The sequence below is a fragment of the Paractinoplanes rishiriensis genome (assembly GCF_016862375.1).
Taxonomy (GTDB): Bacteria; Actinomycetota; Actinomycetes; order Mycobacteriales; family Micromonosporaceae; genus Actinoplanes; species Actinoplanes rishiriensis.
In genome coordinates, this window is sequence record NZ_BOMV01000007.1 from 240,840 (window position 1) to 262,052 (window position 21,213).

The window sequence follows — 21,213 nt, forward strand, 5'->3', positions numbered from 1 at the left end:
CCTGTGTACTAGCTGTGAGCAACGGTCACGCGCGGTCGACGTAGAACGTGCTCAGCACCATGTTGATCTTTGCCAGGTCACCGGTCCAGTCGATCTCGCGACTGGACCAGCTGATCGCGAAACCGCGCCCGTTGCTGGCGAGCCACCGGGTCCGCGCGTGCAGTTCGGTGCCGTCCGCCTCCTGATAGCGGTATTCCCAGTCGGCGGCCTTGTTGAGCAGCGGACGCGCCTCGATGGAAAGCTCCTGGTAGCCGCGCAGCGCACCCTCGCGCACCAGCCGCGCGGCCTCGGCCCGGCACGCGGCAACCGGATCGCCCGCGGGGTTGCGCCCGGTGTCGAGGCTGAGCACGCGGTCGCCGGCCCGGTCGCGGAAGCAGTACATGGTGCCGGCCTTCTGCACGCTCCAGCCGTCCGGCACCGCGATGTGCACGCCGGTGCCGTCGGCGAAGTAGGCCCAGCCGCGAGGCAGCGTCCAGCCCTGCACGCCCCGGGTCGCGTTGCGTTGCGGCAGGCGGGTGGCCGCGCTGGGCGCGGGTCCGGCGCAGCCGGCAGGCGAAAAGCTGACCAATTGAGGGGTACGCGGCGGGGCCGTCGACGGCGCAGCGGTAGCGGGCGGGTCGCCGCCGCGCTGCATGATGTAGCTCGCCACGATGCCGCCACCGCCCAGGAGGGCCGCTGCTACGGCTACCGCGGCAGCGATCAGGGTCGGGCGGGAGGGGGGTCGGGCGGCGCCTTGGCGGGAGGGACGGCGCCGGGTGGGAAGGATGGATCGGGAGCGGGCTTTCGCCGGGTCATCACGGGATATATCGGATTTGTCGCCCGGGTGGGAGTGGGAGCCTGATCCCGCGCGGGAGGCAGGTTTCCGGCTGGAGCCCGCGAGAGAGGCGGCGCCCGAACGGCGGTCGCGGTCGGCGCCGTCAGGGGTGGGCTCGGCGGTCGAGGGAGCTCCATCGCCTCCGCCGGACATGGCCGATTTGTCGCCCGGGACCACCGCGGGACCGGCAGGCGGCACCGGGACCGAAGCCACCACCGTCCCCCGCCGCGGCGACGGCACCCCACTCCCCGAAGCCGCCACCAGCCGCAGCCGCCGGTCCACCTCGCTGCCCGTCAGCCTCTTGTCCGGCTCGTGCCGCAGCAACCCGAGCAGCACCGGCGCCAGCGCCCCCGCCCGCTCCGGCGGATCCGGCGGCTCGGTGGCCAGCGCCATCAGCGTCGCCATCGCGGTGTCCCGGGCGTACGGCGACCGGCCCTCCACCGCCGTGTACAGCGTCGCCCCCAGCGACCACATGTCCGACTCGACCGTGGACGCGCCGTCCCGGGCCCGCTCCGGCGACACGTACTGCGGCGAGCCCACCACCAGGCCCGGACCCGTCACCGCGCCGTCGTCGACGAACGTCGCCAGGCCGAAATCCGTCAGCACCACCCGGCCGTCCGTGCCGATCAGGACGTTGTGCGGCTTCACGTCGCGGTGCAGCACGCCGGCGCGGTGGGCGGCGGTCAGCGCGTCCAGCACCGCCAGGCCGATCCGGGCCGCGGCGGCCGGTGAGTACGGGCCGTCGTCGTTGATCACCTGGTGCAGGGAGCGGGACGGCACGTACTCCATCACGATCCACGGCAGATCCTCGGCGTGCACGACGTCGTAGACCCGGACCACGTGCGGATGGTTGAGCCGGCCGGCGCTGCGGGCCTCACGCAGGGTGCGGTCGCGCAGCCGGGTCTGCTCCTCGTCGGTCATCCAGTCCGGCGGGACGAACTCCTTGACCGCCACGTCGCGGTCGAGCATCTCGTCGCGGGACAGCCAGACCCGGCCCATGCCGCCGGACCCGACCGGTTCGATCAGGCGGTATCGGCCGGCGATGAGCATGCGTCTGACCGCCATCCCGCCCCCACGCGTCGACTCGTAGCAAGGATAGTCAAGCGGCCCTGCCCGGCGGAATGACGATCACCCGGCCACCGCGTAGACCACGAGGTTGTCCTTATATGACCGGAGGCGGTGATCGAAAACCCCGCCGCAGGTGATCAGCCGCAGCTGGCGGTCGGGCGTCGGCGCGTACACCTCATCTGTGGGGAACTTGTTCTTGGGGTACCACGCCGTCCTGGTGACCGTGAAGCGCACCACTTTGCCGCCGCGAACCACCTCGATCCGGTCGCCCACGGTGAGCTCGCGGAGCCGGTAGAACACCGCCGGTCCGGCTTTCGAGTCGACGTGTCCGGCGAGGACGGCCGGTCCGACGTCGCCGGGTGCGGTGCCGCCCGCATACCAGCCCGCGCGTTCGAATCTCCGCGGCGGCACCAACTCGCCGTCCTTGCCGAGCTCCAGCATCTCGAGCGGGCTGTTCAGGCCGATCGCCGGCACCCGCACCTGGGTGGGCGGGCCGCTGGGTGCGGGCGCCACGCTGCCGAACGGATCGCCGGGCGGCCGTCCCGCGTTGCCGGCGCCCTGTTTGGCCTCGGCCACCGCGGGCGGGCCGGACGCCGCCCATCGACCGAGGTCAGGGTCTTGCGCGGCGTAGTCGGTGAGCGCCAGGTAGGTGGTGGCAACGACAAACGCGGCCAGGATGGCACTCGCGGCCGGCAGCGCGGCTCGCCGTGCGAGAGATTTCTTTTGCCGTACGCGACCAGGCGGCGCATCGACGGCAGTGGCGATCGCGGTTTTCGGCTCGCCCGGCACCGGCGGCCGCACCCCGGCCGTCTCGCGCTGGCGGCCCTCGAACACGGTCGTCGGCGGCGCGGCGGTCCGGAAGACCGAAGGTTTCGGCCGGGGCACCGACAGCGCGCCCGGCACCGGCGCCTTGCCCTGCGCGGCCGGCGTCGACTCGGGGCCGACCGTGGCGGTCCCGCGGGCGACCCCCCGGCGGCTGATCAACCCGCTCCTGATCAACGCGCTGCCCTTCCGCTTGCCGGACATCGCTCAGGCAGCCCGCAGCCGGCGACGGAGCACCACCACCAGGCCGGCCGTCAGCACGCCGGCCACACCGGCCAGCAGCAGCGCCATGGGCAGCGGCGAACCCGGCTGGGTGCCGCCGTCACCGGTGGCGATGCCGCCGAGTGGCACCGTGCCCTGCCGTTCCGCGTCCACGTGCAACTCCGGTTTCAGGCCGCCACCCTGGTCGTCGAGCACGACCAAAGAGTAGACGCTGCCGGCACCCATCGTGCAGGGCAGAACGCTGGTCCGGCCACCGCCGGTGGGCGTCACCCGGACGCTCCACTTGCCGGGGTTGACCTCGCGGTACTGGGTCGTGGTGGCGAACTCGACGCCGTCCGCGATCTTGTTGCCGTTGGCGCCGGCCACGTTGAGCACCGGCGCCTTGACCGAGGCCTGGATGATCCGCACCTTGGACTTGCCGGGGTCGGGCAGGCGCAGGTCGTCGTCGAGCACGCGCAGGCCCAGGTCGGCGAAGCGGCCCACGCCGGCCACCGTGTACGCCTTGCCGGTCTCGACCCCGACCGCGGTGGAGATCACCGGCTGGGTGGTCGCGGGCGCGCCGGCCTTGCGCATCGCGACCTGGTAGTTGCCGCTCGGCAGGCGCAGGTAGGCGGACATGTCGCCGTACCCGACCGCCTTGAAGGTCTGTGGTGCGGACTTGCCGGACGTCGCCCGGAGATAGACGTCGACGGCCGGGGTGTCCGGCGAGAGATGGGCGAGCCGGACGTAGCCTTCGCCGGCCGCGCGGGCGGGGGACGCCAGGGCGACGGCCGCGAGCGCGGCGATCGCCACGGCGGCGCCGAGGCGCCGTACGGGTGATGCGCTGATGATCACGGTGCCTCCTTGCGGGACGGGGCCTCGAATTGGTGTCCATCTGTATATGCCTCCGTCACTCAACCGCACCATGGTCCGCCGTGCCAAGAAACTTCGCTGGTTGGTCGCCCCGCTGGTACCCACCTGACCGATAGACGGCTGTCTTTCCGGTACGCCCGTTCCGGATTTTTGTCGTACCCCCGAGGGAGGATGGGCTGGTGCAAGACGTGCTGGCAGAGTTCGGCCCGGCGACCCGCGAGTGGTTCCGGGCAGCGTTCGCCGCGCCCACCACCGCTCAGACCGGGGCGTGGCGGGCGGTCGGCGCCGGTCGCAACGCACTGGTGGTCGCACCGACCGGCTCCGGCAAGACCCTGGCCGCGTTCCTCTGGTCCCTCGACCGGCTGGCCCGCGAGCCGGCCCCGGACGACGCCCGGCGCCGCTGCCGGGTCCTCTACGTGAGCCCGCTCAAGGCGCTCGCGGTCGACGTCGAACGCAACCTGCGGGCGCCGCTGACCGGCATCCGGCAGGCCGCGGGCCGGCTCGGGCTGCCCCCGCCCGACATCACCGTGGGCATGCGCACCGGCGACACCCCGGCCGACGAGCGGCGGCTGTTCGCCCGCACCCCGCCGGACATCCTGATCACCACGCCCGAGTCGTTGTTCCTGCTGCTCACGTCCGCGGCCCGAGACTCGCTGCGCGGCGTCGAGACGGTAATCGTCGACGAGGTGCACGCGGTCGCCGCCACCAAGCGCGGCGCCCACCTGGCGCTCTCGCTCGAACGGCTGGACGCGCTGCTCGGCACACCCGCACAGCGCATCGGCCTGTCCGCCACGGTCCGGCCGATCGACGAGACGGCCCGGTTCCTGGGCGGCGCGCGCGACGTCGAGATCGTCCAGCCGCCGGCCGCCAAGACCATCGAGGTCTCGGTCGAGGTCCCGGTGGAAGACATGACCCGCCTCGACGAGCTGCCCGACAACGACCTTGATGACCCAGACGGCAACCGCCGCACCCCGTCGATCTGGCCGGCCGTCGAGGAACGGGTGCTCGACCTCATCCAGGCGCACCGGTCCACGATCGTCTTCACCAACTCGCGGCGCAGCTCGGAGCGGCTCTGCGCCCGCATCAACGAGCTGGCCGCCGAGCGCGCCGGCGAGACCCTGCCGGTGCCGGCCCGGCCGCCCGCCGAGGTGATGGCCCAGGCCGGGATGGCCGGCGGTGCGCCGCCGGTGATCGCCCGGGCGCACCACGGCAGCGTCTCCCGCGAGGAGCGCAAGCAGATCGAGGAGGCGCTGAAATCCGGCCAGTTGCCGGCCGTGGTGGCCACCTCGAGCCTCGAACTCGGCATCGACATGGGCGCGGTCGACCTGGTGGTGCAGATCGAGGCGCCGCCCTCGGTCGCGGCCGGCCTGCAGCGCATCGGCCGGGCCGGGCACCAGGTGGGCGCTGTCTCGCGCGGCGTGGTCTTCCCCAAACACCGCGGCGACCTGCTGTCCTGCGCCGTGGTCTCCGACCGGATGACGGCCGGCGCCATCGAGGAACTGCGCTATCCGCGCAACCCGCTCGACGTCCTGGCCCAGCAGATCGTGGCGATGGTGGCGCTGGACGCCTGGGCGGTCGACGAGCTGGCCGCCCTGGTGCGCCGGGCCGCGCCGTTCGCCGAGCTGCCCGAGTCGGCGCTGCACGCGGTGCTCGACATGCTCTCCGGCCGCTACCCGTCGACCGCGTTCGCCGAGCTGCGCCCGCGGCTGGTCTGGGACCGCGCCACCGACCAGCTGACCGGCCGCCCCGGCGCCCAGCGGCTCGCGGTGACCAGCGGCGGCACCATCCCCGACCGGGGCATGTTCGGCGTCTTCCTGGCCGGGTCCGAGCGGGCGTCCCGGGTCGGCGAGCTCGACGAGGAAATGGTGTACGAATCCCGCGTCGGCGACGTGTTCCTGCTGGGCTCGACGTCGTGGCGGATCGAGGACATCACCCCCGACCGGGTCCTGGTCTCGCCGGCGCCGGGCGCGCCGGCCCGGATGCCGTTCTGGAAGGGCGACACCCTGGGCCGCCCGGTCGAGCTGGGCCGGGCCATCGGTGCCCAGCTGCGTTCGCTGGTCCGGGCCGGCGACGAGCGGGCCACCGCCACGCTGCGCGAGTCCGGGCTCGACGAGTGGGCCGCCGGCAACCTGATCGCCTACCTGAGCGAGCAGCGCGAGGCCACCCGCCACCTGCCCGACGACCGCACGGTGCTGGTCGAGCGGTTCCGCGACGAGCTGGGCGACTGGCGGATGACGGTGCACTGCGTGCTCGGCGCCCGGGTCAACGCGCCGTGGGCGCTGGCCATCGCCCGCCGGCTGACGGAGCGATACGGCGTGGACGGCCAGGTCATGCCGTCCGACGACGGCATCGTGGTGCGCCTGCCGGACACCGCCGAGGACCCGCCCGGCGCCGACCTGGTGTCCTTCGACGCCGACGAGATCGCCCAGATCGTCGAGGAGTCGGTCGGCACGTCGGCGCTGTTCGCCAGCCGGTTCCGGGAGTGCGCGGCCCGGTCGCTGCTGCTGCCCCGCCGCGACCCGCGCCGCCGCCAGCCGCTGTGGCAGCAGCGCCAGCGCTCGGCCCAGCTGCTCGACGTGGCCCGCGAGTTTGCCGACTTCCCGGTCACCCTCGAGGCGGCCCGGGAGTGCCTGCAGGACGTGTTCGACGTGCCCGGCCTGGTCGGGCTGATGCGCGAGATCGCCGGCCGCAAGGTGCGCCTGGTCGAGGTCGAGACGCCACGGCCGTCGCCGTTCGCCCGGTCGCTGCTGTTCGGCTACGTGGGCGCGTTCCTCTACGAGGGCGACGCCCCGCTGGCCGAGCGGCGGGCCGCGGCCCTCACCCTGGACGCGACGCTGCTCGGCGAGCTGCTCGGCCGGGTCGATCTGCGCGAGCTGCTCGACCCCGCGGTGGTCCTCGAGACCGAGACCCAGCTCCAGTGGCTGACCAGCACCCGAGCGCCCCGCGACGCCGAGGACGTGGCCGAGCTGCTGCGCCTGCTGGGCGACCTGGCACCGGCCGAACTGGCGCTGCGCGGGGTCGAGCCGGCCTGGGCCGAGCAGCTGGCCGCCGCCCGCCGGGCGATCAGCATCCGGGTGGCCGGCGAGGAACGCTGGATCGGCGTGGACGACGCCGCCCGCTACCGGGACGCGCTGGGCGCGGCGCTGCCGGTCGGGCTCCCCGAGGCGTACCTCGAACCGGTGGCCGACCCACTCGGCGACCTGGTGGCCCGGTACGCCCGCACGCACGGCCCGTTCGCGGCGGCCACCTGTGCGGCCCGGTTCGGCCTCGGCGTGTTCGTGGTCGAGCAGGCGCTCAAGCGGCTCGGCGCGACCGGCCGGGTCGCCTCCGGCGAGTTCTCACCCGGCGGCGCCGGTTCCGAGTGGTGCGACGCCGAGGTGCTCCGCATGCTGCGCCGCCGGTCGCTGGCCGCCCTGCGCCGCGAGATCGAACCGGTGCCGCCCCGGGTGCTGGCCGCGTTCCTGCCGCGCTGGCACCAGATCGGCGGCAACGTCCGCGGCGTCGACGGCCTGGCCGCCGCGATCGAGCAGCTCCAGGGCATCGCGGTGCCGGCCTCGGCCTGGGAGCGGCTGGTACTGCCGGCCCGGGTCACCGATTACGCCCCGCCGATGCTCGACGAGCTGTGCGGCGGCGGCGACGTGCTGTGGGCCGGCTCCGGCGCGATCGGCGGCAACGACGGCTGGGTCACCCTGGCCTGGGCCGACAGCGCACCGCTGCTGCTGCCCCCGCCCGACACCGAGGTCGCGCTGAGCCCGCTGCACCAGTCGGTCCTGAAGGCGCTGGCCGACGGGCAGGCGCTGTTCTTCCGGTCGCTCTCCGACCGGATCGGCGCCACCGACGACGCGGCCCTGAGCGCCGCGGTATGGGACCTGGTCTGGTCCGGCCACCTCACCAACGACACGCTCGCCCCGCTGCGCGCCCTGCTCGGCGGCAGCGGCGCCCACCGGGCCAAGGCGGCACCGGCCCGCACCCGCTACCGCCGCCCCGGCCGCCCCACCATGCCGGCCCGCGGCGGCCCACCCAGCATGGCCGGCCGCTGGTCCCGCCTGCCCGACCGCGACCTCGACCCGACCCGCCGCGCCGCCGCCCTGGCCGACCTCCTGCTCGAACGCCACGGCGTAGTCACCCGGGGCGCGGTGCTGGCCGAGGGCGTCACGGGCGGCTTCGCCGCGGTCTACCCGGTGCTGGGCGCCCTGGAGGAACGCGGCGCCGCCCGCCGCGGCTACTTCGTCGAGGGCCTGGGCGCCGCCCAGTTCGCCGTCCCCGGCGCCGTCGACCGCCTGCGCGCCCTGGCCGAACCGGCCGAGTTGGCCAAACGCACCGGCTCCACGGCCCAGGTGCTGGCCGCCACCGACCCGGCAAACCCCTACGGCGCGGCCCTCCCCTGGCCCGACCGCATCCTCGACAGCGGCGACGGCGAAGCCACCAAGACCGCCGGCCACCGCCCCGGACGCAAGGCCGGTGCCCTGGTCATCCTGGTCTCCGGCGACCTGGTGCTCTACGTCGAACGCGGCGGCCGCACGCTGCTCTCGTTCGTCGACACCCCGGAGTCCCTCACCGCCGCCGGCCACGCCTTGGCCGGCGCGGTCCGCTCCGGCGCCCTGGGCCCGATGTCCGTCGAACGAGCCGACGGCGAGTCAGTCCACGCCTCGCCCTTGCGCGACGCCCTGACGACGGCCGGCTTCCGCGCCACCCCGAGGGGGTTGCGTCTCCGTGGCTGACCCGAGCCCTCAGCGCAGGGGCGGGTTCAGGTGCAGGCCGGCGGTCAGCTCGCGATAGGCCGCGAGGACCGACTGGGTGTGCTCGGCCAGTTCGGCGGCCGCGTCCACCGGCTCGGCCGACAGGCCGGGCGGTGGGGCGGCCCGCAGGGAGTCCTCGGCGGCGCGGATGGCCCGGCGCATGTCCTGTTCCCGGATGAAGTTGCGGCCGGCCAGTTCGGTCCGGCGCAGGCTGGCCTCGCGACGGGCCAGGTCGGCGCCCACCTGGGAGAGGGCGGCCCGGGTGGCGTGCAGCTGGGCGGTCAGCTCGCGGGCGGTCTGGTCGGCGGCCGGCACGGCGGCGAAATCGGGGCGGCTCAGTTCGGTCAGCACGCCGGTCAGCTCCTGACGGCGGGACAGCGCGCCGGCGATCTCCCACAGCGCCTCGGCCAGCATGTCCTCGGCCTCGTTCGCGTCGATCAGGGCACCCAGGGCGGGCCACGTCTCGCTCACCCGGTCGGCCACCGCGACGGCCTGCTGGAAGGACTGCCGTTCCGACTCGCCGGTGAGCAGGAACACGTCGGCACGCCGGGTGCGGGGGCCGGCCCGGTCGAAGCGGCGGCGCAGCACCGGGGAGAGGTAGGACGCCGCGAAGAAGACCGCGCCGCCGACCGCGATGGCGGCCTCGACCGGGGCGAACGCCGCGGTCAGCGAGCCGGCCAGCACCGGCGGCAGGACCACCAGCGCGGTGTCGGACAGCGAGTGGCGCGGCTTCGGGTCCAGGACCGGGGCGGTCAACTCGACCAGCGCGTTCCAGTCCCGCCGTACCACGGTGGCGCCGGACATCCGCAGCCGGCCGCGGGAGACCGCGGTGACCTTGTCGTCCCGCGCGACATACAGCCGCGACCCAGCCAACGTGCCTCCCGTTACACCCCGTGGACCTCGCAATATAGGCGACCCAGGTTGTACCGGCTATGTCCAACCACATGGTTGAGCTAGATGCCGTGTTCCACGCCCTGGCCCATCAGGTGCGGCGCAGCATGTTGCGGCGGCTGGCCACCGGCGAGCTCACCATCGGCGAGTTGGCCGAGCCGCTCCAGATGTCGCTCGCGGCGGCGTCGAAACACGTCAAGGTCCTGGAACTGGCCGGCCTGGTGGGCCGCACGGTCGACGGCCGCCGGCACGTCTGCCGGCTCGAGCCGCGCCCGCTGTCCGAGGCCACCGCCTGGCTGCTGTTCTACGAGGAGTTCCGGGACGCCCGCCTGCCCGCGCTGCGGACCCTTCCGGCCGTACACCGCGAAATGATCCTGCCCGCCGCCGCCCACCCGGTCTACCGCGCCTGGCTCACGCCCGACGTGCTGCGGCAATGGCTCGCGCCGGGCCCCTACGAGTGCGTCCGCGCCGAGGTGGACGAGCGGGTCGGCGGCCACTTCCGGATCTGGCACAGCACCGGCGGCGAGCCGGCCGGCGGCTTCGAGGCCGAGATCCTGGACCTCGCGCCGGACCGGCGCATCGCGTGGCGCTGGGGCTTCGTCGGGCCGGACCGCTCGGCCGGCGGCTTCGACTCGCTGCTCACCGTCACCCTCGAGGACACCGCGGACGGCGGCACCCACCTGATCCTGCGGCACGAGCGCCTCGACGACCTGGCCGCCGCGATGCCGGAGGTGGCCGCCGGGGTCGGCGCCGGCTGGAACGGCGCTCTGGAAAAGCTCACCTCGGCCCTGAAAGTGAATTGAATTCGATTCGGAATTGGCACGTGAATTCCACCGAAAGTCCGAATTGAGCGGCCACGCGACGGATTGCTGAAGGGCCGGGACTCGACGAGCCTTTGCATTCGTAACCGGCCGGAATCAGGGCCGGGCAGTTTCCGAAGGGTCGCGGTCCCATGAACGAATATCCGGCCGGATACGGAAGCGAACGCACTCCGTATCAGCCGACGCAGGCCTATGCGTTTCCGTCACCGCCGCAGCGCGGCGCCATCCAGGTGCACCAACAACAAACACCGATGCCGTACGCGGCGACGCCCGCCCCGGTCTCGGCCGGCGGCCGGCTCGGCGCGGTCCTGCTGGACGCCCTGTTGATGCTGGTCACACTGTGGATCGGCTGGCTGATCTGGTCGCTGTTCACCTGGCAGAACGGCCAGACTCCCGGCAAGCAGATGCTCGGCCACGTGGTCGCCGACGCGCAGACCGGCGAGCCGTTCGACTGGGCCCGGATGGCACTTCGCGAGTTCTGCATCAAGGGCGTGCTCGGCTGGCTGCTCAACGTGGTCAGCTTCGGCATCTACTTCTGGGTCGACTCCCTCATGGTCCTCGGCGACCGGCAGCAGACCCTGCACGACCGGATGGCGAACTCGATCGTCCGGCACATCTGACCATGCGACAGCGCAGCGCGGCCCCGCCGGACCAGCAGCGCCCGGAGCAGGCGGCGTCGACCTGGCTCCAGGTGGCGTTCGGCGGGATGAGCGTGACGATCGCCCTGGTGGCCGCGGTGATCGCCTACTTCGCCTGGGTGCAACCGCACGAGCCGGGCGCCGGGGCAGCCGCCGGCGACACCGGCCGGAGGGCCGGCGAAGCCGGCAACGGCACACCGACCGGCACGACCGCCGCCAGGGGTTCCGGCGAGCCGGCCACGAAGAAGCCGATCACGAAGAAGCCGGCCACGAAGAAGCTCGCCTCGCTCGAACCCACCCTCGGCGGCACCAACCTCCGGCGCAGCGGCAACGACCTGGTCCTGCCGTGCGCTACCGGCCAGACCACCGACCGGCAGCGGACCGTCGAGTACGACCTGTTCGGCCGCTATGCGACCGCCGAGGCCGCCCTGACCGTGACCAGGGCCCGCGACGGCGAATCCCCGGCCCAGATCAAAATCCTCGCCGACGGATTGGTGGCCACCACGGTAACCGTCACCAGAAACCACCCCGCCCGGCTGAATGTCCCACTGGCCGGCAGGCAGAAAATGCGACTCCAGCTGACGTGCCAATTCCCGGACAGCGAAGTCACCATCGGAAACGCGACACTAATTCACTCTTAGGTGCTACGGGGAGCGGGAACATGAACAATTCGCAGGTGCCATTGCCATCACGCCCGGGAGCCGACCGCATAGGCCCGCCACGCCCGAATGCCGGCGGAAACATAGCGGGCGCGGGATCAGATCTGCCGCGCCGAGCCGCGATGCCGACGAGCCCGCCGCACCCCGGCCCGCCACCACCGGCCGGCCCGCCGGCCCCGGCCGCAACGCCACCGCACACCGGCCCGCCCGCCCCGGCCGCAACGCCACCGCACACCGGACCGCTGTCGCAGGCTGGAACGCCGCAGCCGGCAATCATCGGCGGCCTCCGGGCGGATCCCACCGGACCGCCGCCGAGCGCGCCAACCACGCCGCCCCGCACCCGCGGCACCCTCACGGCCGTGACGCTCGTGGTGGCCGTCCTCGGCCTGGTGATCGGCCTCGCCGGCGTCGCCCTCTCCGCGCTGGCCCTGGGCCGCAGCGACGAGGCCACCACCCTGGCGCAGGCCGCACACGACCGCCCCGCCCCGCCCCGGCGGCCGCCCAGCCCGCGATCGCGGCCCCGACGGCCGCACCGGCGACCGATCCCACCACCGGCCCCGCCACGGACCCGGCCGGCCAGACCGACCCCGGCGTCTCCGCGACACCCGAGCCGATCAGCCCGTCCGCCCAGTTCAACGTCTTCTACGAGGAGGAGAAGCTCCGGATCCGTTCGCACTCCTGCGACTACACCAACAACACCTACGTCGACCTGGACGAGCCCCGCGTGATCGGCGAGGCCGTCGAGAGCACCGAACTCGGCTACGCCCAGTGCGAGCCCGGCAAGATCTCGATCGATCTGCCGTTCGCGCAGGTGGCCGGCCCGGGTGCGACGCCCGCGGACTGTCTCGAGACGATCCGCACCAACCCCGGTAGGTCGCCCGTCGCACCCGTTCGCGGCATGACCCTCTGCCTCGTCACCTCGCAGGACCAGGCGGCCGAGCGCGGCATCCCGCAGAAGCTGGTCTTCATCACCGTCGACTCGATCAGCCTGGACAATTCGGCGAGTGTCCTCGGCGTTACCGCGAAGGCGTGGACCGTACCGAAATAGGCCCTACAGGGACGCCGCCAGTTCGACGTGGTCGAGGTCGGCGAGGTCCAGCACCTGCAGGAACAGGCGGGTCGCGCCGGCCTCGGCGTACCGCTGAATGATCTCGGACGCCTCGCCGGGCGTGCCCACCACGCCGCCGTTGTCCCGCATCTCGCCGGCCTCGCGGCCGATGGCCGCGGCCCGGCGCCGCACCTCCGCGTCGGTCGCGCCCACGCAGAGGACCGCCGCCGCGGAGAACGACGGCGGCGCCGGGCGGCCGATCGCCTCGCTGGCCGCCCGCACCCGCTCGAACGTGGCCGCGACGTCCTCGACCTTGGCGAACGGCGCGTTGAACTCGTCGGCGAAGCGGGCCGCCAGCGCCGGCGTCCGCCGCTTGCCGTGGCCGCCCACGATGATCGGCGGCCGCGGCGACTGGACCGGCTTGGGCAGCGCCGGCGAGTCGATCAGCTGGTAGTGCTTGCCGTGGAAGTCGTAGCCCTGCCCGGCCGGGGTGGTCCACAGGCCGGTGATGATCTCGAGTTGCTCCTCGAGGCGGTCGAAGCGCTCGCCGACCGGCGGGAACGGGATGCCGTACGCGGTGTGCTCGCGCTCGAACCAGCCGCCGCCGAGGCCGAGTTCGACCCGGCCGCCGCTCATCGCGTCGACCTGGGCGACCGCGATGGCCAGCGGACCGGGCAGCCGGAACGTGGCCGACGTGACCAGCGTGCCGAGCCGGATCCGGGAGGTCTGCACGGCCAGCGCGCCGAGCGTCACCCAGGAGTCGGTGGGACCCGGCTCACCCGGCTTGCCCATCGCTACGAAGTGGTCGGAGCGGAAGAACCCGTCGTAGCCGCTCGCCTCGGCGGTCTGCGCGACCCGGAGCAGGTCGTCGTGGGTGGCCCCCTGCTGGGGCTCGGTGAAGATCACAAGACGCATGAATCAAACGGTATGCCTGTCGCACACGATCTGTGCCGGGGCAGTAACGTTTGCCACCATGGCCGGCTATGGATGGATCAGCCTCACTACCGACTACGGGACGTTCGACGGGTTCGTGGCGGCGTGCCACGGGACGATCGCGCGCATCGCTCCGGCGGTACGCGTCATCGACGTGACCCACCACGTCCCGCCCGCCGACGTGTCCCGCGGCGCCGCCGTTCTCGCGCAGACCGCGCCGCACCTTCCGGCCGCGGTGCACGTGGCGGTGGTCGACCCGGGCGTGGGCACGGCCCGTCGCGGGCTGGTGCTCGGCACCCCGCACGGACTGCTGGTCGGCCCGGACAACGGCCTGCTCATCTGGGCGGCCGAGGCCCTCGGCGGCATCGAAAGCGGGTACGAGCTGGCCAACAAGGACTGGCTGCTCGGCGACGTGTCGCGCACCTTCCACGGCCGGGACGTCTTCGCGCCGGCCGCCGCCCACCTCGCGCTCGGCGCCCCGGCCTCGGATGCCGGCCCGGCGGTCGACCCGGCCGGACTGGTGCGGCTGCCCGACCCGGTGGTCACGGTCGGCAACGGCTGGATCGAGGCCGAGGTGCTGACCATCGACCGGTTCGGCAACATCCAGCTGGCCGCCACCGGCGAGGTGCTGGCCGGGCTCGGCTCCGACCTGATGCTCAACGGCACCGTGACCGCCCGCCGCGGCACCACGTTCGCCGACGTCGGCCCGGGTGACCTGCTCGTCTACGAGGACTCGGCCGGCCAGGTGGCGGTCGCCGTCAACAACGGCCGGGCCGTGGTGGTGCTCTCGGTGCAACCGGGCGACCTCATCCGGGTCGCCGAACGCTGACATGCCCGAGGGTGACACCGTCTGGAACACCGCCCGGGTGCTCGAGCGGGCCCTGGTCGGCGACGACCTGACCGGCTCCGACTTCCGGGTGCCCCGGCTGGCCACCACCGACCTGACCGGCTGGCACGTGGCCGAGTCGGCGAGCCGCGGCAAGCACCTGCTGCTGCGGCTGACCCGGGACGGCGAGAAACCCCTCACCCTGCACTCGCACCTGCGGATGGAGGGGGCCTGGCGGGCGTACGCCCCGGGCGAGCGCTGGACCGGCCGGCCGGCGCACCTGATCCGGGTGGTGCTGCGCACCGAGCGCTCGGTGGCGGTGGGCTATCACCTGCACGAGGTCGCGTTGCTGCCCTCCGCCGAGGAGGACACCCTGCTCGGCCACCTGGGCCCCGACCTGCTGGGCGCCGACTGGGACCCCGCCGAGGCGGAACGGCGGATCGCCACCAAGCCGGACGTGAGCATCGCGGAGGCCCTGCTGGACCAGCGCAACCTGGCCGGGGTGGGCAACCTCTACAAGGCCGAGACGCTGTTTCTGCGCGGGCTGTGGCCGTGGACGCCGGTGGGCCGGGTGCGCGACCTGGCCGGCACGGTGGCCCTGGCGCAGCGCCTGGTCGCCTCGAACCGGGGCCGGTGGACCCAGACCACGACCGGCTCGCTGCGGCGCGGCGAGACCAGTTACGTGTACGGGCGGCGCAGCCAGCCCTGCCGCCGCTGCGGCACCGCGATCCGCAAGGCCGAGCAGGCCGAACGGGTCACCTACTGGTGCCCGCGCTGCCAGCCTGAGGACGCTTGAGCTCGGCCAGGCCCTCGGCGAAGCCGTGCAGCCGGTCGGTGGCGTCGATCAGCCCGGACAGGGCCGGGTGCTGGGAGTCGGCGAGCGGGTGCGCGTCCTCGGCCACGAAGCTGGCGGCCGCGGCCACCAGCCGCTCGTACGCCGTCACGCCCTCGGTGAACTGCTCGGTCAGCCCGGCGTGCGACTCCTCGAGGCCGGCCCGGCTGGCCGGCGGGCTGAGCGGGATGGCCCGCTCCACGGTCGCCACCCGCTGACCCAGGTCGCGCAACCACTGCTCGGCGGTGGCCGCCTCGAGCACGGCGGGCTCGCCGGGCCCGGTGAGCCGGCCGGCCAGCGCCGTCATGGTGGCCGACGCCCGTTCCAGCCGGTCCCAGGCCTCGGTGATGACCGAGCCGCGCAGGGCGTAGCGGTTCTTGTGGCGACGGACCTCGTGCATGATCGTCCGGCCGGTCGGGAAGCGCTCGATCGCCGCGGTCAGCCGCCGGCCGGGCATCAGCGGGGGCGGCGCGGGCGGCGCCGGGGTGGCCGCCAGCTCGCGGTGGTCGCCGTGGCGCCACCAGGCCAGCGCGATCGAGGCACCGGCCGCACCGGCCCAGACCGCGTCGGCGGCGCCGATCCCCGCGTACGGGGTGAGGACGACGGTGGCCGCGGCCAGCCCGCCACCGAGCACGCTCCACCGGCGCGCCGAGTTGCGCAGCTTCCTGAGGCGCCGGAAGTACCTGGTCCGCTCGTCCACCGTCCGTCCCTCCGCTTGCTTGGTGAACCGGCTCAACCGGCCGCGGTCGTGTCGCCCCGCTTCTGGTTCATGCTGGCCCGGATCTCGTCGAGGCGCGCCACGCTGGCCGGGTCGGCCGCGGGCGGGGCCTGCTCGACCGCGGGCTGGGCCGGCGCGGCGCCCAGCTTCTCGCCGGCCATGCTGGCCCGGATCTGCTCGAGCCGGGAGGCACCGGCCAGGTCGAGGCTCGACTTCTGCACCTCGAGCATGCGGCCCTCGATCGAGTTCGACGCGAGCTCGGCGCGGCCCATGGCGTTCGCGTACCGCTGCTCGATCTTGTCGCGGACCTCGTCGAGGGACGGCGTGTTGCCGGGCGCGGCCAGCGACGACATCGACTCGAGGGACTTGGCCACGGTCTCCTGCATCTTGGCCTGCTCGAGCTGGCTGAGCAGCCGGGAGCGCTCGGCGATGCGCTGCTGGAGCACCATCGCGTTGTTCTCCACCGCCTTGCGGGCCTGGCCGGCCGCGGCGAGGGCCTGGTCGTGCAGGGTCTTGAGGTCTTCCATCGACTGCTCGCCGGCGACCAGCTGGGTGGCGATCGTCTGCGCGGTCGACTCGTATTTCTGGGCCTCGGACTCGTTGCCGTCGGCGCGGGCCTTGTCGGCCAGCACCAGCGCCTGGCGGGCCATGCCCTGATGCTTCTCGACCTCGGACATCTGGCGGGACAGCTTCATCTCCAGCTGACGCTGGTTGCCGATGACCGCCGCGGCCTGCTGCACCAGGGCCTGGTGCTGCCGCTGTGCATCCTCGATGGCCTGCTGGATCTGAACCTTCGGGTCGGCGTACTCGTCGATCTTCGCACCGAAGAGCGCCATCATGTAACGCCAGCCCTTGACGAACGGGTTCGCCATCTCGCGGTATCCCCTCAATGTCGCTCAGTCTGCGGCGCCACGACGCAGTTTCCGGATGGCGCGTGAGTCCCATCGTGTCAGCTCGGCGCCACCAACGTCACGTGACCTCCGGGGGATCTCAGGGTCTCCCCCAGGCTTCGAGGCTACGCCGGGAAAAGGGTCAGGGTCGATCCCGTAGTGCGCACCGGGCCGGGCTGCCCGCGGGCAACCCGGCCCGGCCGGACAATCGGAACAAACTAGGCGGCGTACACCACTTCGCGCTGCGGCGGCTTGCGGGTGGCGTGCAGCGTCGCCTTGAGCGGCGACTCCTGGCGCACCGAGACGGAGACATCCCCCTCGCGGGCCACCTTGTGCTGCTTTTCCTCCACCGGCACCAGCACGTTCTCCATTTCCTCGGCGAGCAACAGCGTGTCGCTGACCTCGCCCAGTACCTCGGAGAGCCGTGCGCCGAGCGCCTCGCAGATGGCCGCTAGCAACTCGCTGGACGCTTCCTTCTGACCGCGCTCGATCTCGGACAGATACCCCAGGCTGACATTCGCGGCGGTGGACACCTCGCGCAGCGTGCGGTGCTGTCCCTGCCGGCGCGCCCGAAGTGCGTCACCGATAACCCGGCGTAGCAGGACCATGGCACCTCCTCCTGCGGCGGGCCGCCGGCCAATCGCCGGAGGCTTCCCGCAACCGTACCCGTTGCCGGCGAGACCGACATCCCGCCCCGCCGAAATCCGGGACGACCGCAAGCGGGGACCCGGTCCAACAACCGTGATCACTGGAACATTCCCCAGCTCAGGCCGGTGCCGACGCCTCTTGCAAGCTCTCTGAGAGCAGTCTCAGCACACCCGTCACACTTTCGGTGCGGATGACCGCGCGGTTTCCATCCAGTTTCAGTTCCCGGACGGTGGCCCCGCCCGGGCCGGCCACCGCCACATAGACCAGGCCCACCGGCTTGCCGTCCTGCGGCTCCGGACCGGCCACCCCGGTGGTGGCCAGCCCCCAGTCGGCGCCGCAGCGCTCCCGGGCGCCGGCCGCGAGGGCCAGCGCGACGTCCGGGTCGACCGGGCCGCGCTCGGCCAGCAGGCCGGCCGGCACCCCGGCCAGGTCGTGCTTGAGATCGGTCGAATACACCACCAGGCCGCCGCGGAACACCGCGCTCACCCCGGGGATCTCCACGATCGTCGCCGCCACCAGGCCGCCGGTCAGCGACTCGGCGGTGGCCAGCGTCTCGCCACGGTCGACCAGCCGGTGCACCGCGGCCGCCGCAGCCGTCGCGGTCGTCGAGAACTCCTCCACCGGTCAGATTTTAGTCAGTCCGCCGCAGCCGCATCGCCTGGATCAGGTAGTCCACCCCGGTCACCACGGTGACCAGCAGCGCGGCGCCCATCAGCCAGGGGCCCACCACGTCGACCGGCTCCGGCACCGGCCACAGATACCAGGCGATCGCGGCGATCTGGAGGACGGTCTTGAGCTTGCCGCCGCGGCTGGCCGGGATGATCCCGTACCGGATCACCCAGAAGCGCAGCGCGGTCACCCCCCACTCGCGGACCAGGATGACCACGGTGACCCACCACGGCAGCCGGTCATAGGCGGAGAGCACCACCAGCGCGGTGCCGGTGAGAGCCTTGTCCGCGATCGGGTCGGCCACCTTGCCGAACGACGTGACCAGCGACCACCGCCGGGCGATCCAGCCGTCCACGTAGTCGGTCGCCGAGGCCAGGCAGAAGACCAGGCAGGCGGCGATCCGCGCGCCGTTGCCGGCCAGGCCGGACGAGACCACCAGCGCGAGGAAGACCGGCACCAGCACGATCCGGACCACGGTGAGGACGTTCGCCGGGTTGTAGAGCGACACCACCCGCGGGGCGGCGACTCCCGGCTCGTCCGTCACCGCGGTACCGCGTCGATCATTTCAACCGGCACGGCGATGAGGTCGACGCCCTCGGTGCCGCTGACCCGGGCCCGCACCAGGTCGCCGGGACGCAGCGCGGCCAGGTCGACGCCCGCCTCGCCGGCCACCAGCGTGGTCGAGCCGTCCACCTCGGGCGCCTGGTGTGCGGCCCGGCCCTCGATCTCGCCGCCGGCCACGCTGTCGACCAGCACCTCGACCGTGCTGTCCAGGCGTTCCTCGGCGCGCTGCGCGCACAGTTCGTCGGCCAGCGACACCACCCGGTCGTACCGGCGCTTGACGGTGTCCTCGCGGACCTTGCCGGGCAGGCCGGCCGCCTCGGTGCCGTCCTCGTCGCTGTAGTCGAAGACGCCGATCGCGTCCAACCGGGCCTCGGTCAGGAACCGGACCAGCTCGTCGACGTCGGCCCGGGTCTCGCCCGGGAAGCCCACGATGAAGTTGCTCCGGGCGCCGGCCTCGGGCGCCAGCCGGCGAGCCGAGTCGAGCAGCTCGAGGAAACGCTCGGTGGAGCCGAACCGGCGCATCCGGCGCAGCACCGGCTCGCTCGAGTGCTGGAAGGAGAGGTCGTAGTAGGCCGCGACGCCGGGCGTGCCGGCGATCACCTCGACCAGGCCGGGCCGGGTCTCGGCGGGCTGGAGATAGCTGGCCCGCACCCGCACGATGCCGGGCACCGCGGCCAGCTGGGGCAGCAGTTTGTCGAGCAGGCGGGGGTCACCCAGGTCTTTGCCGTACGAGGTGCTGTTCTCACTGACCAGCACGAGCTCGCGGACCCCGCTCTTGGCCAGCCACTCGGCCTCGGCGAGCAGCTCCTGCGGGTCGCGCGAGACAAAGGCGCCGCGGAACGACGGGATCGCGCAGAACGAGCAGCGCCGGTCGCACCCGCTGGCCAGCTTGAGGCTGGCCACCGGGCCGGCGTCGAGCCGGCGGCGCAGCACCTGACGCAGGTGGGCCGGGGTGTGCTTGTCGACCGTCGCGTGCCCGGGCACCACCACGTCGGCGGACCGGCGCTGCACCGGGGTGATCGGCAGCAGCTCGCGGCGGTCGCGCGGGGTGTGCGCCGTGAACTGCTCGCCGGTCAGCACACCGTCCAGGCGGCCGGCGATGTCGGTGTAGTCGTCGAAGCTGAGCACCGCGGCCGCCTCGGGCAGGCTTTCGGCCAGCTCCCGGCCGTACCGCTCGGCCATGCAGCCGGCGGCCACCACCTTGGCGCCGGTGTCGGCGGCGGCCAGCAGCGTCTCGATCGAGTCCTGTTTCGCCTTTTCCACGAAGCCGCAGGTGTTGACCACCACCACGTCGGCGCCCTCGGCGTCGGTGCTGACCTGCCAGCCACCGGCATCCAGCCGGGCGGCGAGCTCCTCCGAGTCGACCTCGTTACGGGCGCAACCGAGGGTGAGCAGGGCGACACGGCGGGGGGAAGGGGTTACCGACACTCCGCCAAGGTTACCGGGCGGCGGTTTCCGGCCGTTCCCCCATGCGGACGGTAACCCTCCGGTAAGCCCACGGACACCTTCGCCGCGTACCCCCGGATGCCATGCCTAGGAACCGGAAGCCCGAATTCGCCCTCGTCGCGGCGTTGATCCTGCTCGCCGTGCTGGCCCGCTGGGCCGGCTGGCGCGAGAAGACCAACGACATGAACATCTTCTTCCAGTGGTACCACCAGGTGCGCGCGGCCGGTGGCTGGCGCGGGATCGGCGCCGAGGCCGGCAACTACAACGCCCCGTTCGTGTACCTGCTGGCCCTCGTGGTTCACCTGCCCGGGCCGCTGATCCTGAAGATGAAGGCGGTCTTCGTCGTCTTCGACGTGCTGCTCGCCTTCTTCACGTACCGGGTGGTGGCCCTGCACCGGCCCGGCCGGACCGCGGTCGCCGCCGCGCTGGTCGTCGCGCTGCTGCCGACCGTGGTGATCAACGCCTCGTTCTACGGCCAGATGGACGCCATGTGGGCCGCGCCCGCCCTCGGCGGCGTCTACTACCTGCTGCGCGACCGTCCCTGGCCCGGGGTGGCGCTGTGCGGGGTGGCGCTCGCGGTCAAGCCGCAGGGCATCTTCGTCTTCCCGGTCCTGCTGCTGCTCGCGCTGGCCGGCCGGCTGCCCTGGCGGACCCTGCTGGCCGCGCCCGCCGCGATGGCCGTGCTGGCCCTGCCCGCCGTCCTCTTCGGGCGCGACCCGATCGACCTGCTCACCATCTACGACCTGGGCCGGCAGGCGCAGCACGTGCCGGCGCTCTCGCTGCGGGCCCCGTCGCTGTACGCGTTCGTTCCGCCCACCGGGCCGCGCGACGACACCGTCCGGCTCCTCGGCTACGTCCTCACCGCCGCGGTCGTGCTGGGCATCTGCTGGGTCCTGGTGGCCCGCGCGGTGCAGCTGAACCGGGTCCGGGTGGTCACCGCGGCCGCGCTGTTCGCCCTGCTGCTGCCGTTCCTGCTGCCCGGCATGCACGAGCGCTACTTCTTCCTGGCCGACGTGCTGACCGTGGTACTGGCCGTGCACCGCCCCCGGCTCTGGCCCGTGCCGTTGCTGGTGCAGGCCGCCTCGCTGCTGGCCTACCGCCCGTACCTCTTCG

The 21,213-nt window shown here is 73.2% G+C and carries 18 protein-coding genes and 1 pseudogene; 8 read left to right on the forward strand and 11 right to left on the reverse strand.

Features of this window, described 5'->3' with window-relative positions; all coding sequences use genetic code 11:
• Positions 1-25 precede the first annotated feature (25 nt).
• The 3 genes from Ari01nite_RS04995 to Ari01nite_RS05005 all read right to left on the reverse strand — a co-directional run bounded on the left by Ari01nite_RS04995 (position 26) and on the right by Ari01nite_RS05005 (position 3,760).
• Positions 26-1,879: a serine/threonine-protein kinase gene (locus Ari01nite_RS04995; RefSeq protein WP_203779763.1), complete on the reverse strand. Its 1,854-nt coding sequence runs from the start codon at positions 1,877-1,879 to the stop codon at positions 26-28.
• Positions 1,880-1,942: 63 nt separating this feature from the next.
• Entirely contained in the window at positions 1,943-2,908 is a 966-nt protein-coding gene (locus Ari01nite_RS49600; protein ID WP_239162484.1) for a class F sortase, read from the reverse strand.
• A 3-nt stretch (positions 2,909-2,911) separates the two neighbouring features.
• Positions 2,912-3,760 carry a DUF4397 domain-containing protein gene (locus Ari01nite_RS05005; RefSeq protein ID WP_239162485.1) on the reverse strand — a complete coding sequence of 283 codons (849 nt, stop codon included), beginning with the start codon at positions 3,758-3,760 and terminating at the stop codon, positions 2,912-2,914.
• Between the two features lie 206 nt (positions 3,761-3,966).
• Between Ari01nite_RS05005 and Ari01nite_RS05010 the strand changes: the two genes are divergently transcribed.
• Entirely contained in the window at positions 3,967-8,499 is a 4,533-nt protein-coding gene (locus Ari01nite_RS05010) for an ATP-dependent helicase (RefSeq protein WP_203780315.1), read from the forward strand.
• Between the two features lie 9 nt (positions 8,500-8,508).
• Here Ari01nite_RS05010 and Ari01nite_RS05015 read toward each other — a convergent pair whose 3' ends face one another.
• Positions 8,509-9,390, reverse strand: coding sequence for a hypothetical protein (locus Ari01nite_RS05015; protein ID WP_203779767.1), 882 nt, complete (start codon positions 9,388-9,390; stop codon positions 8,509-8,511).
• Positions 9,391-9,461: 71 nt separating this feature from the next.
• Here Ari01nite_RS05015 and Ari01nite_RS05020 point away from each other — a divergent pair, with 71 nt between their 5' ends.
• The 4 genes from Ari01nite_RS05020 to Ari01nite_RS05035 all read left to right on the forward strand — a co-directional run bounded on the left by Ari01nite_RS05020 (position 9,462) and on the right by Ari01nite_RS05035 (position 12,574).
• Positions 9,462-10,211, forward strand: a complete 750-nt coding sequence (locus Ari01nite_RS05020; RefSeq protein ID WP_203779769.1) for a metalloregulator ArsR/SmtB family transcription factor — start codon at positions 9,462-9,464, stop codon at positions 10,209-10,211.
• Between the two features lie 149 nt (positions 10,212-10,360).
• A complete protein-coding gene (locus tag Ari01nite_RS05025) occupies positions 10,361-10,849 on the forward strand; it encodes an RDD family protein (protein WP_203779771.1) in 489 nt (162 codons plus the stop codon).
• A 2-nt stretch (positions 10,850-10,851) separates the two neighbouring features.
• Positions 10,852-11,508, forward strand: a complete 657-nt coding sequence (locus Ari01nite_RS05030) for a hypothetical protein (protein WP_203779773.1) — start codon at positions 10,852-10,854, stop codon at positions 11,506-11,508.
• A gap of 742 nt (positions 11,509-12,250) precedes the next feature.
• Entirely contained in the window at positions 12,251-12,574 is a 324-nt protein-coding gene (locus Ari01nite_RS05035) for a hypothetical protein (protein WP_203779775.1), read from the forward strand.
• Between the two features lie 3 nt (positions 12,575-12,577).
• Here the strand turns inward: Ari01nite_RS05035 and Ari01nite_RS05040 are convergent, their stop codons facing one another.
• Positions 12,578-13,489, reverse strand: a complete 912-nt coding sequence (locus Ari01nite_RS05040) for an LLM class F420-dependent oxidoreductase (RefSeq protein WP_203779777.1) — start codon at positions 13,487-13,489, stop codon at positions 12,578-12,580.
• A gap of 58 nt (positions 13,490-13,547) precedes the next feature.
• Here Ari01nite_RS05040 and Ari01nite_RS05045 point away from each other — a divergent pair, with 58 nt between their 5' ends.
• Both Ari01nite_RS05045 and Ari01nite_RS05050 read left to right on the forward strand, forming a co-directional pair.
• Positions 13,548-14,336, forward strand: a complete 789-nt coding sequence (locus Ari01nite_RS05045) for an SAM hydrolase/SAM-dependent halogenase family protein (protein ID WP_203779779.1) — start codon at positions 13,548-13,550, stop codon at positions 14,334-14,336.
• Position 14,337: 1 nt separating this feature from the next.
• On the forward strand, positions 14,338-15,129 hold the full coding sequence (locus Ari01nite_RS05050; RefSeq protein WP_203779781.1) for a zinc finger domain-containing protein: 792 nt from the start codon (positions 14,338-14,340) through the stop codon (positions 15,127-15,129).
• Here Ari01nite_RS05050 and pspM read toward each other — a convergent pair.
• The 6 genes from pspM to rimO form a co-directional block, all read right to left on the reverse strand.
• Complete coding sequence (gene pspM, locus Ari01nite_RS05055; RefSeq protein ID WP_203779783.1) at positions 15,089-15,865, reverse strand: phage shock envelope stress response protein PspM; 777 nt, start codon at positions 15,863-15,865, stop codon at positions 15,089-15,091. The genes Ari01nite_RS05050 and pspM overlap by 41 nt on opposite strands.
• A 32-nt stretch (positions 15,866-15,897) precedes the next feature.
• The gene (locus tag Ari01nite_RS05060) at positions 15,898-16,755 is read right to left on the reverse strand and encodes a PspA/IM30 family protein (RefSeq protein WP_203779785.1); all 858 of its coding nucleotides are present in this window, start codon (positions 16,753-16,755) and stop codon (positions 15,898-15,900) included.
• A gap of 236 nt (positions 16,756-16,991) precedes the next feature.
• Positions 16,992-17,381 (reverse strand): helix-turn-helix domain-containing protein, encoded by a 390-nt coding sequence (locus Ari01nite_RS05065; RefSeq protein WP_203779787.1) that lies wholly within the window; start codon positions 17,379-17,381, stop codon positions 16,992-16,994.
• 157 nt (positions 17,382-17,538) lie between these two features.
• The gene (locus tag Ari01nite_RS05070) at positions 17,539-18,042 is read right to left on the reverse strand and encodes a CinA family protein (protein WP_203779789.1); all 504 of its coding nucleotides are present in this window, start codon (positions 18,040-18,042) and stop codon (positions 17,539-17,541) included.
• A gap of 10 nt (positions 18,043-18,052) precedes the next feature.
• Positions 18,053-18,634 carry a CDP-diacylglycerol--glycerol-3-phosphate 3-phosphatidyltransferase gene (gene pgsA, locus Ari01nite_RS05075; protein WP_203779791.1) on the reverse strand — a complete coding sequence of 194 codons (582 nt, stop codon included), beginning with the start codon at positions 18,632-18,634 and terminating at the stop codon, positions 18,053-18,055.
• Positions 18,631-20,082 carry a 30S ribosomal protein S12 methylthiotransferase RimO gene (gene rimO, locus Ari01nite_RS05080; protein WP_203779793.1) on the reverse strand — a complete coding sequence of 484 codons (1,452 nt, stop codon included), beginning with the start codon at positions 20,080-20,082 and terminating at the stop codon, positions 18,631-18,633. The genes pgsA and rimO overlap by 4 nt, the downstream gene beginning before the upstream one ends.
• Positions 20,083-20,282: 200 nt before the next feature.
• On the opposite strand from rimO, the pseudogene Ari01nite_RS49605 reads away from it, so the two are divergent.
• Positions 20,283-21,053 (forward strand): annotated as a pseudogene (locus tag Ari01nite_RS49605) (glycosyltransferase 87 family protein); the annotation flags it as partial.
• Positions 21,054-21,213 lie beyond the last annotated feature (160 nt).